Below are 15,386 nucleotides of genomic sequence, written 5' to 3'. Positions count from 1 at the left end.
ACTTGTGTTTTACCAGACGCTTCTACCCAATGAAACCTGCCAGTAAAGTAGCTAGGCTTCCAGAAGCAGAAATTGTAGCTAGAGTAATCAGAAATTTTGTGGTCAAACACAGAAAGGACAGATACCTAGCTATGAGTGAAAAGCCTAATAAATCAGGTGGCTACGGCTTTGGTGAGCTTGCGCATTTCACTCACAATCTGGACCTACGCTTTTGCAAGAAAATACCAAGTGGTTCGCAATCCGTGAGCTATGTACTCGCTGAAATCAACTCGCTAACAGCAACTACCGAGTGTTACATCATGCACGAAAGCCAGGAGCTAGATGGTAAGTGGATGGACCTCGAAGAGGCTTTGAAACAGATTTTAGGTCAAAACATAGGCGCGTTCATCATCGTCGATAACGGGGCTATTGTGTATCACGAAAGTGAGAACATAAAAGAACGGTATCTAGGCGTTCGATATAGCTAGACAACCCTAGGCACCAGAACAGAAAAAGCCACGGCTCATACCGTGGCTTTTTTGTTTTCATAGACTCAGAAAGATGTGAAGCGGCTATTCGATATTAGCAGACATACCAGTTGATGTAGGGCGCGTATCCCGCGTATTTTTTTGCACGGCGATAGCTCCAAACAAGGCTAGCAAAAAGGCCATGCCGTAGAAGCCTTTTTCGCTGAGCGTCAGGGTAGCATTCCAGAGGCCGACCAGCAGCAGTAGGATGGGCAGCAGCGTGGCAAACCAAGCCAAGCCGTAATAAAGGCCCGTTACAGGTATTCGCTCTAGGCGGTCGCGCACGGTCTTTTGGAGCGAGATGGCGGCAAACAGCCCGAACATGAGTACGGTGAAGTAATACCCCTTTTCATTGAGCGCCATCGTGGCGTTCCAGAGACCTAGGACGAAGCCGGCCATGCCCATGAGCAGGGCAAGCCACGAAGCGGCGATGAAGGCGGCGGAGGTACGAGCGGTGGTTACGGCAGCAGGAGTCATGGTTGAGTTGGTTGGGCTTGAAGTATGGCTCAAAAGTAGAAGGCACCTCTAAGGGGCAGAAAGCTGATTTAGCGATTTATTAGACTTTTTAAAACGAATTATAATTTTGAATCACAATCTCAACACGTTGATTATAAATACAAAATCAACATACCGTACTGACTTTGACAAGTCTATATTTTGTAAGTAAAATTGGCTGTTTATGGCCCACTACCGCGCCTTACCAGCGCGCTGGCAGCAATTGAGAGTCGCGAGCAGCTATGCACAATAGTGTGTAGGCCGCTCCGGTAGCAGCCCAAGGCAGCCGCAGTAGCTTTACTTTACCTCCTACTTATTCCAGCTATGCCTCATTCTCCCCTGCGCGTCCTGGTTGTCGGCTGCGGCAACATGGGCGCCTCGCACGCCATGGCTTACCACACCCTAGAGGGGTTTGAGCTAGTCGGCCTCGTCTCAACGGGCCAGAGCAAGCACGTGCTCAACGCCCAGATAGGCGGCGGGTATGCAGTGTTCGACGACTACACGGAGGCCCTAGCGCGCACCCGGCCCGATGCGGTGTGCATCTCCACCTACCCCGACACCCACGAGGCGTTCGCGGTGCAGGCGCTGGCGGCGGGGTGCCACGTATTTCTGGAAAAGCCGCTGGCCACGACCCTAGCCGGAGCCGAGCGGGTGGTAGCGGCGGCGCGGCAGGCGGACCGGCAGTTGCTGGTGGGCTACATTTTGCGGGTGCATCCGTCGTGGGCGCGGTTTGTGGAGGAGGCCCGGCACCTAGGCAAGCCGCTGGTAATGCGCCTGAACCTGAACCAGCAAAGCCACGGCCGCATGTGGACTGTGCACCGCAACCTGCTGCAATCACTGAGCCCCATCGTGGACTGCGGCGTGCACTACCTCGACGTGATGTGCCAAATGACGCGCGCCCGGCCGGTGTGGGTATCGGCCATTGGCGCCCGCCTCACCGATGATATTCCGCCGGGCCAGTACAACTACGGCCAGCTGCAAATTCGCTTCGACGACGGGTCGGTGGGTTGGTACGAGGCGGGTTGGGGGCCAATGATGAGCGAAACGGCTTTCTTCGTGAAAGACGTAGTGGGGCCCCTAGGTAGCGTGTCCATCACGGCGCGGCACGCGGGGGCGGCCGGCAACTCAGCCAACGTAGCGGCTCACACCCAGACCGAAGCGCTCCGCATTCACCACGCCCGCCTGACTGCTGACGACGCCTTTGCCGAGCCCGATACCTGGATTGACCTCGCCGACGAACCCGACCACCAGGAGTTGTGCAACCGCGAGCAGCGTTGGTTTCTGCAAGCCATTCGCGAGCAGCTCGACTTGAGCGAGCACCTGGCCGATGCCGTCAACAGCCTACGTATCGCACTGGCCTGTGACGAGAGCGTACGCACCAGTGAGGTGGTGCGGCTCTAAGAATTCAGTTAAATTATCAGAAACAGCTGTCATTGCGAGCGTAGCGAAGCAATCGTACCTAGCGAGTACCCGAACAGCTCGTCCTGATGCGATTGCTTCGCTACGCTCGCAATGACAGCTGTTTTTTAAGTTGCTAGAGGTAACTTAAATGACCTCTGAGACTACGTGGGCACTCCAACTGAAAGCTCCGTACCTCGTCTACACGGTTACATTCGCGACCGCTCCTAGCACCAAGCTGCTAGCTTGCGGCGCCCATTCTTCCACCACTGATTTCTTCATGCGCTTTACCCTTTTACCAGCCCTAGGGGCCGCCCTGCTACTCGCCAGCTGCCAAGGCAACACCAGCACTTCCGAAACTACTGCCACCGGCCAACCCGCCGAGGCCGCACCCACCGACACGGCTAGCGTGCCCGCGCCCAACGACGGTATTACGCCCGCGCTACTGGCTCAGCATATCAAAGTGCTGGCTTCGGACGAGTACGAGGGGCGACGACCGTTTACCAAAGGCGAGGAAAAAGCCACTGCCTACCTGGCCGCCGAGTTCAAGAAGCTGGGGCTGCAGCCGGGCCCTGGCGGCAGCTACTTCCAGCCAGTACCGCTGGTCGAAATTGCGGGTATGCCCGACTCCGCGGCGACCATTGCAGGCAAGGGCAAAAGCTTGACCCTGAAGTACCGCACCGACTACATGTTCTTGACCGAGCGCGAGAAGCCGACGGTCGAAATCAAAAGCTCGCCGCTGGTATTTGCCGGCTACGGCGTGACGGCCCCCGAGTATAAGTGGGACGACTACGCGGGCCTCGACGTGAAGGGCAAAACCGTAGTGGTGCTCATCAATGACCCCGGCAATGCGGGCAACGACACCACAATGTTCAAGGGCAAGGAAATGACCTACTATGGCCGTTGGATGTACAAGTACGAGGAGGCCGCCCGCCACGGTGCCACCGGCCTCATCATTATTCACGACACCAAGCCCGCTGCCTATCCCTGGACCGTGGTGCAAAGCAGCAACGGTGGCGCCAAGCTGCACCCCACCACCCCCGACCACGGCGCCAGCAAAGTGGCCCTCGAAGGCTGGATAACTCTCGACGCCGCCAAACGGATGTTCGACGCCGCTGGCCAGAACTACGACGCGCTCTACGCCGCTGCCAACAAGCCCGGCTTCAAAGGCCAGGACCTGGGGCTGAGCCTGACGACCACGCTGCACAATAAAATCACTTATAAAACCTCCAAGAACGTAGTGGCCGTGCTGCCCGGCACCACCCGCCCGCAAGAATATATCATCTACTCGGCGCACTGGGACCACCTAGGCATTGGCCCGGCCGTGAAGGGCGACAGCATCTACAACGGCGCCCTCGACAATGCCAGCGGCTGCGCCGGCCTGCTGGCTATTGCCACCGCCTTCCAGCAAGCCAAGGAAAAGCCCCAGCGCAGCATCGTATTCCTGGCCGTGACCGGCGAGGAGCAGGGCCTGCTAGGCTCGGCGTACTACGCCGAGCACCCGCTGTTTCCGGTCAAGAACACCGTGGCCGACATCAACATGGACGAGCTGCTGGCCTTCGGGCCGATGCGCGACCTCACCATCACGGGCTACGGGCAGTCGGAGCTAGATGACTACGCCCGCACCGCGGCCAAGGAGCAGAACCGCTACGTCATCCCCTACCAGCACCCCGAAACCGGCAGCTTCTACCGCTCCGACCATTTCAGCTTTGCCAAGGTGGGCATTCCGGCGCTCTACGCCAGCGGTGCCTTCGAGAGCCGCCTACACGGCAAGGCCTTCGCCGAAAAAGAGCGCGAAGACTTCGAGGCCAACAATTACCACCAGCCCTCCGACGAGTATAATCCCAAGTGGGACCTGCGCGGCGCTGCCCAAGATGCGCGCCTGATGTTCCGCGTGGGCCAGCAGCTAGCGGGCGAAACAACTTTCCCGCAGTGGAAAGCTGGCTCCGAGTTCCGGGCTGTGCGCCTCAAGAGCCGCCCGCAGTAGCTAGAAAACGGTTGTCCTTGCTTCGCTGCGCTCGCAAGGACAACCGTTTTCTAGCTACTGCGACTTTATATACAAAGGGCCCCTAGGTAGGCTTCGCGCTGTGTTGCAGTGCGAAGCCTACCTAGGGGCCCTTTATATACTCCTACCTACCAGGCACGCTACTTGCGCGCCTGCAAGTACAGCAGTGTAGTGCGGTACGGGCGCGCGGGCGTGTACTTGTCGTTGATGATGAAATAGCCACCCTTGTAGGCCGCGATGCCCTCCCAGTTGTAGCTGCGGTAGGCCACCGGGAACTCCCACAGCGGCTTCCAGGTGAAGGTGTTGCCTTTCAACTCGATATCGACCAGCCGGCAGTAGTTTTTAAACACGCCGTTTTCCGAGATAAGCTTGGTGTTGGCCACGTCGGTAGCGGGCAGACGGTATATTGTATCGTCGCCCTCGCCTTTAAAAAAGTAATCGATGCCTGTAAAGTGGCGGCCGCCCGTAGCCGTAAGGTCGGTGAGACGAAAGGGCAGCGGGCTGAAGGGCAGCGGCCGGATTTTACCCCCGCTGTGCCTGTTCCCATTGCCCACTTCGTAGGCGTAGTTTTTAGCAAAGAAATTATACTCGAAAAAGGCAACTACGTGGTCGTTTACGTTGGCCAGAGCCTCAAAGCCAGCGTTGTAGATGTGCGAGCCATCGGCCGCCACGGGCTTGGGCAGGGTCACGAGGAAGGTGGTATCCAGCTCCACGGCGGTGGCGCCTAAGTGGCCTTTCAGCAGGTAGCAGTTGGCCGAGGGCGTGGCGGTTTCGACCGAGAAATACGCCGCATCCTTCGTGAATAGCATGGCTTCGAGGCCCTCGTAGCTTTGCCCTAGGTCTTTCATTTTCGCGCGCAGCCGGCCTAGGTTGTTAATGGGCAGTTTGCGATAGGGCAAGACGTAGGTTGTGTCCGCAAGCTTGCGGTCGAGGTCGGCGAGCGCCACGGTATAGAGCTTGGCCTCGGCCCGGTCTTGCAGCCGGCTTTCGGAAAGCAGGTAGAGCTGGCTTTGGGCGATGGCCAGGCCCGAAAACTGGTTGTCGTAGTATTCCAGCTCCTTGGGCAGGGAAAGCGAGCGAACGTCGAACTGGCGCTGCTGCGCCACGGCGGAAAGACAAAAGCCGCTCAACAGCAGCGTCGCCAGGTATTTCATGTTTCTCAAAAACGGTGCGGTCTGCTAAACCACGAAGGTAGCAACCACAGCAACGCCCCGCCGCGAATGGTTTTCACGACGGGGCGTTGCTGTGGCGCAGACTTGGCAGTCCGCGCGCGTTAGCGGGCACCCCCACTGCGGACTACAACGCCCACACAGCGGCGGCTTGCCGCGCCTAAGCTTGCTTTTCCTGCAGCTTGGTCAGGCGGTCGTAGGTTTTTTGCGACAGCGCATACTGACGCTCCACGGCCTGGCGCATAGAGCCGGTTAGGGTCTGGTCGGCCAGGGCTTCTTGATAGGCTTTCAGGGCCCACTCCTCACCGAAGATATTGGCACCCAAGATGGTCTTTTCGCTGCGGCCGGTCACGGCAGCCTGGGCGTCCATCCAGGCGCGGTAGAGCTTGCCTTTGAGCGTCGTGCTGGTTTCGCGCTCGCCGCCCTCCTGGGTTAGGTAGGTATTGAGGTCTGTGGAGAACTGTTGGCTCTGGCTCACCAGCTGCTTGTAGTAGCCGCGCAGCTCGGCGTCCTGGCTTTCGGCTACGGCCCGCTCGTAGCCCGCAATGCGGTCGTTTACGAAGTACAGCAACTCGTCGAGAGTGGCAGCTTCGGGGCTGGGCTTGGCCTTTTTAGAGCGGGTGGCTAGCAGGGCTACGCCTATTGCCAGCAGTGCGCCGCCCATTACTTTCTGGGTGGTGCTGGACTTCTTTACGGTGGCGGGCACTTGGCGCAGCAGGCCGCCTAGGGTGTTGCCACTCGGCTGGGCCGGGCTAGGCGCGGTTGGAGCTTGGGTAGGTGCAGCAGGAGTTTGGGACTTACTCATCTGAAAAAGAAAAAAGATTCTCAATACCTACGTCTTTTACTATCAACCTGTTAGGTGGAGCTTATTTAGGTAAATACCCTACTACCAAAGTGCTACGCCAAAATTCCTGCTTACTTATTTTCAAAAAGCAGTTGGCTTGCCTGGCCCTACACGCACGCAAAAAGCCCCGTCGGACATGGTACAAGCCATATCCGACGGGGCTTTTGCAAAGCTTACTCGCTTAGTTCTGTTCGGCGGTCAGTTCCTTCAGACGCTTGTAGGTCTGTTTCGACACGGCAAATTGCCGCTCTACTGCCTCCCGAATGGCACCCTTGAGGGCCTTGCGGCGTAATGTCTTTTTGTAAGCCTTGATGGCCCAGCGCTCGCCGTAGATGTTGGCGGCTAGGATGGCCTTTTCATCACGGGCCACTACTACGGCCTGGGCATCCATCAGCTTGCGGTAGAGCTTACCTTTCAGCGTAGTACCTGTTTCGCGCTCGCCACCTTTCTGCGTCAAGTAGCTATTGAGGGTGCTGGCAAACTGCTGGCTTTGGCCTACTAGCTGCTGGTAGTAGCTCTTCAGCTGGGTGTCTTTGCTCTGGGCCACAGCCCGCTTGTAACCCTCAATACGGTCGTTTACGAAAAGTAGCAGCTCGTCCAGCGCCTTGGCTGCCCGCTTTTCCTTACCCTTCTTCTTAGGGGCAATCAGCAGGGCCAGGCCCGCGGCAAGTAGCGCTCCACCCACTACTTTTTGGGTGGTCGTGAGCTTGTTATAAGCACCTACGGCTTTGTCGCTAGCGCCTTTCAGCGACTCAGGTGCGCTGTTAAGCAAGTCCTTGCTTTTAGCTGCGGCTTCGTCGTACAGTTCGTTTGCCTTGGCAGCAGCGTCATTATATACGCCTTTGGCCTGGTCGGCGGCGTTGGAGATGGGTTCGGGCAATTTCATTGCGCTAAAAATCAAGATATATGGGAAACACTTGCAGTACGGTAAGCACAGCCCGCATGTTGGCAAAGCATTACCTTTTCAATATAATTTTTCACTTCTTCACTGCGCGTTCACGCGAGCGGCTACCCTATTGCCTTGCTTAAAAATTGCAATAATCTTCGGTACCAGTTAGCTGCGCCCAGCGGGCCGACAAAAACTTGGCATAAGCCAATGGCATCAGGCCATAGGCACCTAGGGCGTAGCCATCGTTAACCTCCACTACCAGCGTGGCGCCGGCCGTGGTCACGCCCACATCGAGCGCAAAAGCGGCCGGCGCTTCGGGTGCATAGGCGGCCAAGGCCGCCTCCACCACGGCCGGGTCGAAGTGCGCCCGCCAGTCGCCCTTATACGGCCGGGCATCCAGGATGCGGCCGTATCGCACAAAGCAGCGCCACTCGGCTCGGAACTGCACCGGCTCGGCGCACCACACGGGCGTGTCCTGGTGCTGGTCGCCGCAGCCCACCAGGTCGCCCACGCGGCGCACCAGCACCCCCGTAAACTTTTTGGCGTCGTGCATGGGCTTCACAAATACTGGCCAGCTTTCGGGATGCGCCGCCACGGCATTGATGGTGCTAGGCCACAAGCGCCGCCCTAGGTAAGGGCGTAGCGCCTCGGGGTAGCCCAGCTCGGCGGGCACGGCCAGGCCCAGCGCCCGCAGCCCAGCCCGCACGGCCGCGATGTGGCCCACCACTATCTCGTCGGGCGCGTGGTCGCGCACTGGCGCGGCATCGGTATAGGGCACTATTTCCCAGCCCATTTGCTGGAAGCCATCCATGGCCAGGTAGTTATTAATGCTCTGAGGCCAGCCCTGGCGGTCGAAGTGAATGTGGGCGCGCATATAAATGAGGCTACGAGGCCGCAAAAATGCAGTAGAAAGCCCCGCCGGACGCGCCGTTTGAAGGGGCACGTCCGGCGGGGCTTTTGTCACGTAGCTACTTGGCTACTAGCCCAGCATCGTTTGCTTGTTTTTAGCGCGCTTGTAGAGGTAGGCAGCGCCAGCGGCTAACAGGGCGCCGCTCAGGATTTTGTGCTTGGAAGAGAAGCTGCGGTTCTCGGTGTTGTCTTCGGCGTTGCGGCGGCCAAATAGGCTGGATAGCATGCCCCCTAGGGTGCCGCTCGGTTGGTTATCGCTCATGAGTGAAAGCAGGTTGAAGGGTGAATACCCGCTTTCTACGCACCTAGGGCCGGCCGCGTTACCCCACCGCGGCCACTGGCACGGGGTGTAAGATGAGCCACACCAGCTCGCGCAAGATTTCGCCCTCATCCATGCTGCCGCTCTCGATGCCTTTGCTCTGCGCATCGGCCCGCCGGATGAGGTGAATAAGGTCCATCGTGCGCTCGGGGCTGAACTGCCGCTGGGCCAACTGGTACTCCTTCTGGGCAAACTTGTTGATGCCCATTTTCTGCATGTCGCTGTCCGAGGGGTTGGGGCCGGCCTGGTGTAGCATCAGCAGCCGCGTGAAGAAGTTGAAGAGCAGCGTCAGGTTCGGAATGAGCGGGTTGGCCTTGGGATTGGCGGCGAAGTGCGTCAGGATGCGGTTGGCCTTCAGCACGTCGCGCGTTACCAGCGCCCGCTGCAGCTCAAAGATGTTGTAGTCTTTGCTGATGCCCACCATGCGCTGCACCAGGTCTTCGTCGATGGCCTGGCCCTGCTTCACGTTGAGCAGCAGCTTGTTCACCTCGTTGGCTAGGCGCCCTAGGTCGGCCCCGATGTACTCGGCCAGCAGGGCCGTGGCGCCGGGCGTAATCTGCTGCTTGCGCTGGCGCACGTAGCCGCCCAGCCACTGCGGTATTTGGTTGTCGTAGAGCTTTTTGCTCGTCATGAGGGCCACGCCGGGGGCGGCAGCCAGCAGCTTGCCCAGCTTCTTGCGGCTGTCGAGGGTTTTGTGCTTGTAGCACAGCACCAGCACAGTGCTGGCGAGCGGGTTTTTGAGGTAGGCTTCGAGAAACGGCCAAGCTTTTTCGCTTTCCAGGTCGGCCACGGCCTGTGCTTCTTTCACGATGACCACCGAGTAGTCGCTCATCATCGGGAAGCGCTTGGCCTGCCCTAGGATGCCCGCCGCGTCGGTGTCCTTGCCATAGAGCACGGTTTGGTTGAAGCTGCGCTCGCTTTCGGGCAAGACAGCACCTTCGAGCGCATCGGCCACCGTATCAATAAAATACGGCTCCTCGCCCTGCAAAAAATACACCGGCTGAAACTGCCGCTGCTGCACGGCTTTCAAGATGGCGTCGGCGTCGGTATTCAATTATCAATTATCAATTAACATTTAACAATAGGCAGAGGCTGGTCTGCCGAATCATACGAAGTTACTCCTAGGCTAACTTTGCCACGATTCTACCGCTCCGTAAAGGGCAAGCAGGCAACTGTTAATTGTTAATTGATAAATGTTAATTGAAGAACTAACCTGGCGCGGCATGTACCACGATGCCATGCCCGGCACCGCCGAGCACCTGGCCAGCGCCGCGCCCGTGTCGGGCTACATCGGCTTCGACCCCACGGCGGCTTCGCTGCACATCGGCAACCTAGCCACTATTATGCTGCTCGTGCACCTGCAGCGCGCCGGCCACCGCCCGGTGGCCCTGGTGGGCGGCGCCACCGGCATGATAGGCGACCCCAGTGGTAAGTCGGCCGAGCGCAATTTCTTGGATGAAAACGCCCTGCGCGTCAACCAAGCCGGCATTCGCGCCCAGCTCGAAAAATTCCTGGATTTCAACGACTCGCCCACCGGCGCGGTGCTCGTTAATAACTACGACTGGTTTAAGGAGTTTGGCTACTTGCAGTTCTTGCGTGAAGTTGGCAAGCATCTCACCGTCAACTATATGATGGCCAAGGACTCGGTGAAGCGCCGCATCAACCCAGCCGAGGGCGACACGGCCGATGGCCTCAGCTACACCGAGTTTAGCTACCAACTGCTGCAGGGCTACGACTTCGTGCACCTCTACAAAACGCTGGGCTGCACTCTACAAATGGGCGCCAGCGACCAGTGGGGCAACATCACGACCGGCACCGAGCTGCTGCGCCGCATCACCGACGGCGAGGGCAAGGCCTACGCCCTCACCGGCAAGCTCATCACCAAGGCCGACGGCACCAAGTACGGCAAGTCGGAAACCGGTACCGTGTGGCTCGACCCCAACCTGACGTCGCCCTACCAGTTCTACCAGTTCTTCCTGCGCTCCGAAGACGTTGATGCGCCGCGTCTTATTCGCGTATTTACCTTGCTCAACCAGGAAGAAATTGAAGCCATTGAGGCCGAGCATGCCCAAAACCCCGGCCTGAAGACGCTGCAAAAAGCCCTAGCCAAAGACGTAACCATCCGGGTGCACTCGCAAGCGGCCTACGAGGCTGCCGTGGCGGCGTCGGAAGTATTGTTTGGCAAAGGCGACCTAGGTGCACTCGACGAGGCTACGCTGCTCGACGTGTTTGCGGGCGTGCCGCACCTGCGCGTGCCCCGCACCGATGTGGCCGACCTCAACGTGGCCGTGCTGCTCAGCGAAACCACCGACCAGCAAATTCTGCCCTCGCGCGGCGAGGTACGCAAGCTGGTAAAGGCCAATGGCTTGTCGGTAAACGGTAATAAGCTCACTTCGCCCGAGGCGCCCGTGACCGAGCTGCCCCTACTGCACGACAAGTATCTGGTAGTGAAAAAGGGTAAGAAAGACTACTACCTGGTAGAGCTTACCTAGGCGCACCGTTTTAGGCGGTGGCCAGACAGCCCACAAAAAAGCCCCGCTGGCAGCGGGGCTTTTTTTATTGTAAACCGTCCACAGAATCCGCGTCATCCGAAAAATCCGCCAACTCTGTGGCTCAGACTTACTTCTTCTTAGCAGGGGCAGCCTTCTTGGCGGCGGGAGCAGCTTTAGCAGCCGGAGCAGCTTTAGCGGTCGAGTCAGCCGAGCCATCCTTGGCGGCGTTTTTCTGATTCTGCACTTCCAGGCGGATGTCCTGTGCCATGGTCTTCAGCTCCTGCATGCCCTTACGTACGCGGGTGCCGGCAGCAGCATTGTGCTTGTCATACGCTTTTTCGAAGTCGTCTTCCAGCGAGGCAACAAGGTCCTTGATTTTGTTGAAAGGGTTAGCCATGAACTATGGGTTGGAAATGGGTGAGAAAAGAAAATTGTGCTTACGCGGCCCTAATATACAGGCGCTTTCTACGCAAGCAAATTTTTCCAGTTTTAATTAAAACTGCATTTCTAGCGTCAGAAGGCCGTTTTTTTTCTGCAAAATGATTTCGCAATGAGTTTCGAAGCAGCTTTTTACCTTCAAAAAGTACCAAAACAAAAAGCCGGCTACTCACTGGAGTAGCCGGCTTTGGAGCAAAATAGCGGCTGCGTGCCTGCTTTAGGTAGTTGCGGGCTGCTTGCTGTAGAGGCCTTTGTCGAGTTTGGCCGCGATGGCCTCGAAAGCAGTGATGGTTTCCTGCACGTCGGCCAGCGTATGCACGGCCGTGGGGATGAGGCGCAGCATAATCACGCCCTTGGGCACGACCGGGTAAACGACAATAGAGCAGAAAATGCCGTGATTCTCACGCAAATCGAACGTGAGCGCCGTAGCGTCAGGAATCTGCCCGTTGAGGAACACCGGCGTTACCGGCGACTCGGTGGTGCCGATGTTGAAGCCTTTTTCGCGCAGGCCGCTTTGTAGGGCGCGCACGATGGTCCAGAGGTTTTCGCGGTACTCGGGGTGGTTGCGAATTAGCTCTAGGCGCTTCAGGGCACCAATTACGAGCGGCATAGGCAGCGATTTGGCGAAAATCTGGCTGCGCATGTTATAACGCAAATATTCAATAACGCCTTCAGGGCCGGCTACGAACGCACCAATGCTGGCCATGCTCTTGGCGAAGGTGTAAAAAATCAGGTCTACACCCTCTTGCACGCCCAAATGTTCAGCCGTGCCCGCGCCGGTGGGCCCTAGGGTGCCAAAACCGTGGGCGTCGTCAACGAAGATGCGGAAGTTGTACTTCTCTTTCAGCTTCACGATTTCGCGCAGCTTGCCGAGGTTGCCCGACATGCCAAACATGCCTTCGGTAATCACCAGGATGCCGCCGCCGGTTTCGTCGGTGAGGCGCTTGGCGCGCTCCAGCTGCTTCTCTAGGTTCTCAATATCGTTGTGCGGAAACACGAAGCGCTTGCCCTGGTGCAGGCGCACGCCGTCGATGATGCAGGCATGCGACTCAGCATCGTACACGATGGCGTCGTGGCGACTCACCAGCGAGTCGATGATGCTCACCACGCCTTGGTAGCCAAAGTTGAGCAGCAGCGCGCTGGGCTTGTTCACGAACTCGGCCAGCTCGTTTTCGAGCTGCTCGTGCAGGGTCGAGTTGCCGCTCATGATGCGGGCGCCCATGGGGTAAGCCATGCCAAACTCGGCGGCGCCTTCGGTATCGGCCTGGCGCACTTCAGGGTGGTTGGCCAGCCCTAGGTAGTTGTTGAGGCTCCAGGTGAGCACTTCTTTCCCGCGGAACTGCATGCGGGGCTTAATCTCGCCTTCGAGCTTAGGAAACGTGAAGTAGCCGTGGGCGTAGTGCGAGTGCGAGCCCAGTGGGCCCCGATTGGCCGTAACGCGGTCGAAAATATCCACTGAAAAACTTGGGGAATAAGGTAAAAAGAGCGAAACCGACGAGCCCAGGCAGGCGAACCGGTTAAATGGTTAATTGGCAAAGATAAGTCTGCCCCCGGCTATGTGCATAATTTGGGCATTGGCGCAACCCTGCGCAGGTGGCTTTTGACGTAAGGCCGGGCGGCAGGGTTTTCTTTGCAGCCCGTAGCGCGGCCTTTTAGTCCGCCCGAATATTGTATTGACCTCACGCATCGCGGGCTAAAAGCTCGCGCTACCCTCCCCCACCCATGAAAAAAATAGCTAAGCTCCTGGTTGCCAACCGCGGCGAAATCGCGCTGCGCGTGCTGCGCTCGGCCCGCGAAATGGGCATCGCCACGGTGGCCATCTACTCGGAGGCCGACCGCCTCTCGCCCCATGTGCGCTACGCCGACGAGGCCGTATGCGTCGGCCCGCCCGCTTCGGCCCAGAGTTATTTGCGGGGCGACAAGATTATTGAAGTCTGCAAGGACCTAGGCGTCGATGCCATTCACCCCGGCTATGGTTTCCTCTCCGAAAATGCCGGCTTTGCCCGCGCCGTGCGCGACGCCGGGCTGATTTTTGTAGGACCCAGCCCTGAAGCGATGGAGCTGATGGGCGACAAGCTCTCGGCCAAGCAAACGGTAAAAGCCTACAACATTCCGCTGGTGCCGGGCACCGACGAGGCTATTTCGGACGTGGAAGCGGCCAAGCAAATTGCTCAGGAAGTCGGCTTTCCCATCCTGATAAAAGCCTCGGCGGGCGGTGGCGGCAAGGGTATGCGCCTGGTACACAACGCCGACGAGTTTGAGGAGCAGATGCAGCTAGCCGTGAGCGAGGCCACCTCAGCGTTTGGCGACGGGGCCGTGTTCATCGAAAAGTTCGTGACCGGGCCGCGCCACATCGAGATTCAGGTCCTAGGTGATGAGCACGGCAATATTGTGCACCTGTTCGAGCGTGAATGCTCGATTCAGCGCCGCCACCAGAAAGTGATTGAGGAAGCGCCTTCGTCGGTGCTCACGCCCGAGCTGCGCGCCGAAATGGGCCGCTGCGCCGTGGAAGTGGCCCGCGCCTGCCAGTACGCCGGGGCCGGCACCGTCGAGTTTTTGCTCGACGACCAGCACCGCTTCTACTTCCTCGAAATGAACACGCGCCTGCAAGTCGAGCACCCCGTGACGGAGATGATAACGGGCCTCGACCTAGTGAAGGAGCAGATACGGGTAGCCGAGGGCCAGCCCCTGCCCTTCCGCCAGGAAGACCTGGCCATCAATGGCCACGCCCTGGAGCTGCGCGTGTACGCCGAAGACCCGCAAAACAACTTCCTGCCTGATATCGGCCGGCTGGCCACCTACGTGCGCCCCCAGGGCCCCGGCGTGCGCGTCGATGACGGCTTCGAGCAGGGCATGGACATTCCGATTTATTACGACCCCATGATTGCCAAGCTGGTGGCCTATGGCGCTACCCGCCAGGAGGCTATCGACCGCATGCTGCGCGCTATTGCCGAATACCAGATTACGGGCATCGAAACCACGCTGCCTTTTGGCACTTTCGTGCTCAAGCACCCGGCTTTCGTGAGCGGCAACTTCGATACAAATTTCATCCGCGACCACTTCAGCCCTGCTGTGCTGGCCCCCAGCATGCCCGACGAAGGCACTGCCCAAGTAGCAGCGGCGCTAGTAGCCATGCTGCTAAATGAGAAGAAACAGGCCACGCCGGTGGCGACTGCCGAAACCACGGAAGCTACCGCTTCGGGCTGGCGCCGGAACCGACTGGGGGTGCGGTAGAAACTTTAGCTTCACTGCGGGAGGTCCTATTTAGCAAAGCCTGCAGTGAAGCTACAATTTTAAGTGATAATCGTGTAGCGCTTATACCGCGTGGTAATGCGCACGAAGCGCCAACCTTGACGAGTGAAAACCCGTCGGTTTACAACTACTCGGATTTGCTCATTGCCTTCGAGTGTTACTTCCTCGGGTACTGGAAAGCGGTCACCGTCAACTGATATGGCGGGGCCAGGCTCTACTACTAGGTGCGTTACCGACTTATCAAATGAAAAATATCGCGGCGTCATTTGGTCAGCATATCCTTGTACCGTCAACGAATCGGGGCTATTTTGCTGATAATCGCGCGTTACATTAGGCTGGGGCCAGAACTGATTGAATAGCTTCGCATTATTCTGAATTAGCAAAATCAACTGCCCGGCTGATAGTGTTAAGTCAGGAATTTCCTTTAGCAAGTCTTTAGAAGCCTGTCCATCTCTATTCAGGTCAACTGCTGTTTCAGTTGTAGCTGACACCAGGCGATACTTGCCGTGAAACTGGTCGTGCAAAGCCATCGTGTCTTCACTAGGTTCGGGCGTGCTTTTCTGGCAACTAGTAAGCGCGCCTGCTGCAACTAGGACAGGAATCAATTTTCTCATGTACTTCGAGTTTAAACGAGCTAAATCTGCGTCGGCGGCCCTAGTAAGCATGCTAG

At 58.1% G+C, this 15,386-nt stretch carries 14 protein-coding genes and 1 pseudogene; 5 read left to right on the top strand and 10 right to left on the bottom strand.

What is annotated here, in order from left to right; genetic code table 11:
• The first annotated feature begins 29 nt into the window (after positions 1–29).
• The gene (locus JAO77_RS06380) at positions 30–467 is read left to right on the top strand and encodes a hypothetical protein (RefSeq protein ID WP_198989436.1); all 438 of its coding nucleotides are present in this window, start codon (positions 30–32) and stop codon (positions 465–467) included.
• 84 nt (positions 468–551) lie between these two features.
• Here JAO77_RS06380 and yiaA read toward each other — a convergent pair whose 3' ends face one another.
• The gene (yiaA, locus tag JAO77_RS06375) at positions 552–983 is read right to left on the bottom strand and encodes an inner membrane protein YiaA (RefSeq protein WP_198989435.1); all 432 of its coding nucleotides are present in this window, start codon (positions 981–983) and stop codon (positions 552–554) included.
• Between the two features lie 342 nt (positions 984–1,325).
• On the opposite strand from yiaA, the gene JAO77_RS06370 reads away from it, so the two are divergent.
• Together JAO77_RS06370 and JAO77_RS06365 are read left to right on the top strand one after the other, a co-directional pair.
• On the top strand, positions 1,326–2,402 hold the full coding sequence (locus tag JAO77_RS06370) for a Gfo/Idh/MocA family protein (RefSeq protein ID WP_198989434.1): 1,077 nt from the start codon (positions 1,326–1,328) through the stop codon (positions 2,400–2,402).
• A gap of 277 nt (positions 2,403–2,679) precedes the next feature.
• Entirely contained in the window at positions 2,680–4,386 is a 1,707-nt protein-coding gene (locus JAO77_RS06365) for a M28 family metallopeptidase (protein WP_198989433.1), read from the top strand.
• Positions 4,387–4,544: 158 nt separating this feature from the next.
• Here JAO77_RS06365 and JAO77_RS06360 read toward each other — a convergent pair whose 3' ends face one another.
• From JAO77_RS06360 to holA, 6 genes are all read right to left on the bottom strand, one after another.
• The gene (locus JAO77_RS06360) at positions 4,545–5,558 is read right to left on the bottom strand and encodes a hypothetical protein (RefSeq protein WP_198989432.1); all 1,014 of its coding nucleotides are present in this window, start codon (positions 5,556–5,558) and stop codon (positions 4,545–4,547) included.
• A gap of 175 nt (positions 5,559–5,733) precedes the next feature.
• Entirely contained in the window at positions 5,734–6,378 is a 645-nt protein-coding gene (locus tag JAO77_RS06355; RefSeq protein WP_198989431.1) for a PA2169 family four-helix-bundle protein, read from the bottom strand.
• A 220-nt stretch (positions 6,379–6,598) separates the two neighbouring features.
• Entirely contained in the window at positions 6,599–7,303 is a 705-nt protein-coding gene (locus JAO77_RS06350; RefSeq protein ID WP_198989430.1) for a PA2169 family four-helix-bundle protein, read from the bottom strand.
• A 139-nt stretch (positions 7,304–7,442) separates the two neighbouring features.
• The gene (locus JAO77_RS06345) at positions 7,443–8,180 is read right to left on the bottom strand and encodes an ATP-grasp domain-containing protein (protein WP_198989429.1); all 738 of its coding nucleotides are present in this window, start codon (positions 8,178–8,180) and stop codon (positions 7,443–7,445) included.
• A gap of 105 nt (positions 8,181–8,285) precedes the next feature.
• On the bottom strand, positions 8,286–8,477 hold the full coding sequence (locus JAO77_RS06340; protein WP_144843049.1) for a hypothetical protein: 192 nt from the start codon (positions 8,475–8,477) through the stop codon (positions 8,286–8,288).
• A 58-nt stretch (positions 8,478–8,535) separates the two neighbouring features.
• Positions 8,536–9,588 carry a DNA polymerase III subunit delta gene (holA, locus tag JAO77_RS06335; RefSeq protein WP_198989428.1) on the bottom strand — a complete coding sequence of 351 codons (1,053 nt, stop codon included), beginning with the start codon at positions 9,586–9,588 and terminating at the stop codon, positions 8,536–8,538.
• A 139-nt stretch (positions 9,589–9,727) separates the two neighbouring features.
• Between holA and tyrS the strand changes: the two genes are divergently transcribed.
• Positions 9,728–11,026: a tyrosine--tRNA ligase gene (gene tyrS, locus JAO77_RS06330; RefSeq protein WP_198989427.1), complete on the top strand. Its 1,299-nt coding sequence runs from the start codon at positions 9,728–9,730 to the stop codon at positions 11,024–11,026.
• Positions 11,027–11,246: 220 nt separating this feature from the next.
• Here tyrS and JAO77_RS06325 read toward each other — a convergent pair.
• Both JAO77_RS06325 and JAO77_RS06320 read right to left on the bottom strand, forming a co-directional pair.
• Positions 11,247–11,423: pseudogene (locus tag JAO77_RS06325) on the bottom strand (BF3379 family histone-like protein); the annotation flags it as partial.
• A 258-nt stretch (positions 11,424–11,681) separates the two neighbouring features.
• Positions 11,682–12,920, bottom strand: coding sequence for an aminotransferase class I/II-fold pyridoxal phosphate-dependent enzyme (locus tag JAO77_RS06320; protein WP_198989425.1), 1,239 nt, complete (start codon positions 12,918–12,920; stop codon positions 11,682–11,684).
• A 266-nt stretch (positions 12,921–13,186) separates the two neighbouring features.
• On the opposite strand from JAO77_RS06320, the gene accC reads away from it, so the two are divergent.
• Positions 13,187–14,698, top strand: a complete 1,512-nt coding sequence (gene accC, locus JAO77_RS06315) for an acetyl-CoA carboxylase biotin carboxylase subunit (protein ID WP_198989424.1) — start codon at positions 13,187–13,189, stop codon at positions 14,696–14,698.
• Between the two features lie 59 nt (positions 14,699–14,757).
• Here accC and JAO77_RS06310 read toward each other — a convergent pair whose 3' ends face one another.
• The gene (locus JAO77_RS06310) at positions 14,758–15,330 is read right to left on the bottom strand and encodes a hypothetical protein (protein ID WP_198989423.1); all 573 of its coding nucleotides are present in this window, start codon (positions 15,328–15,330) and stop codon (positions 14,758–14,760) included.
• Positions 15,331–15,386 lie beyond the last annotated feature (56 nt).

This window comes from Hymenobacter sp. BT559 (assembly GCF_016427535.1).
In the GTDB taxonomy this organism is placed as follows: Bacteria; Bacteroidota; Bacteroidia; order Cytophagales; family Hymenobacteraceae; genus Hymenobacter.
Note: the sequence above shows the minus strand (reverse complement) of the source record. Positions and strands in the feature narration are given on the sequence as shown.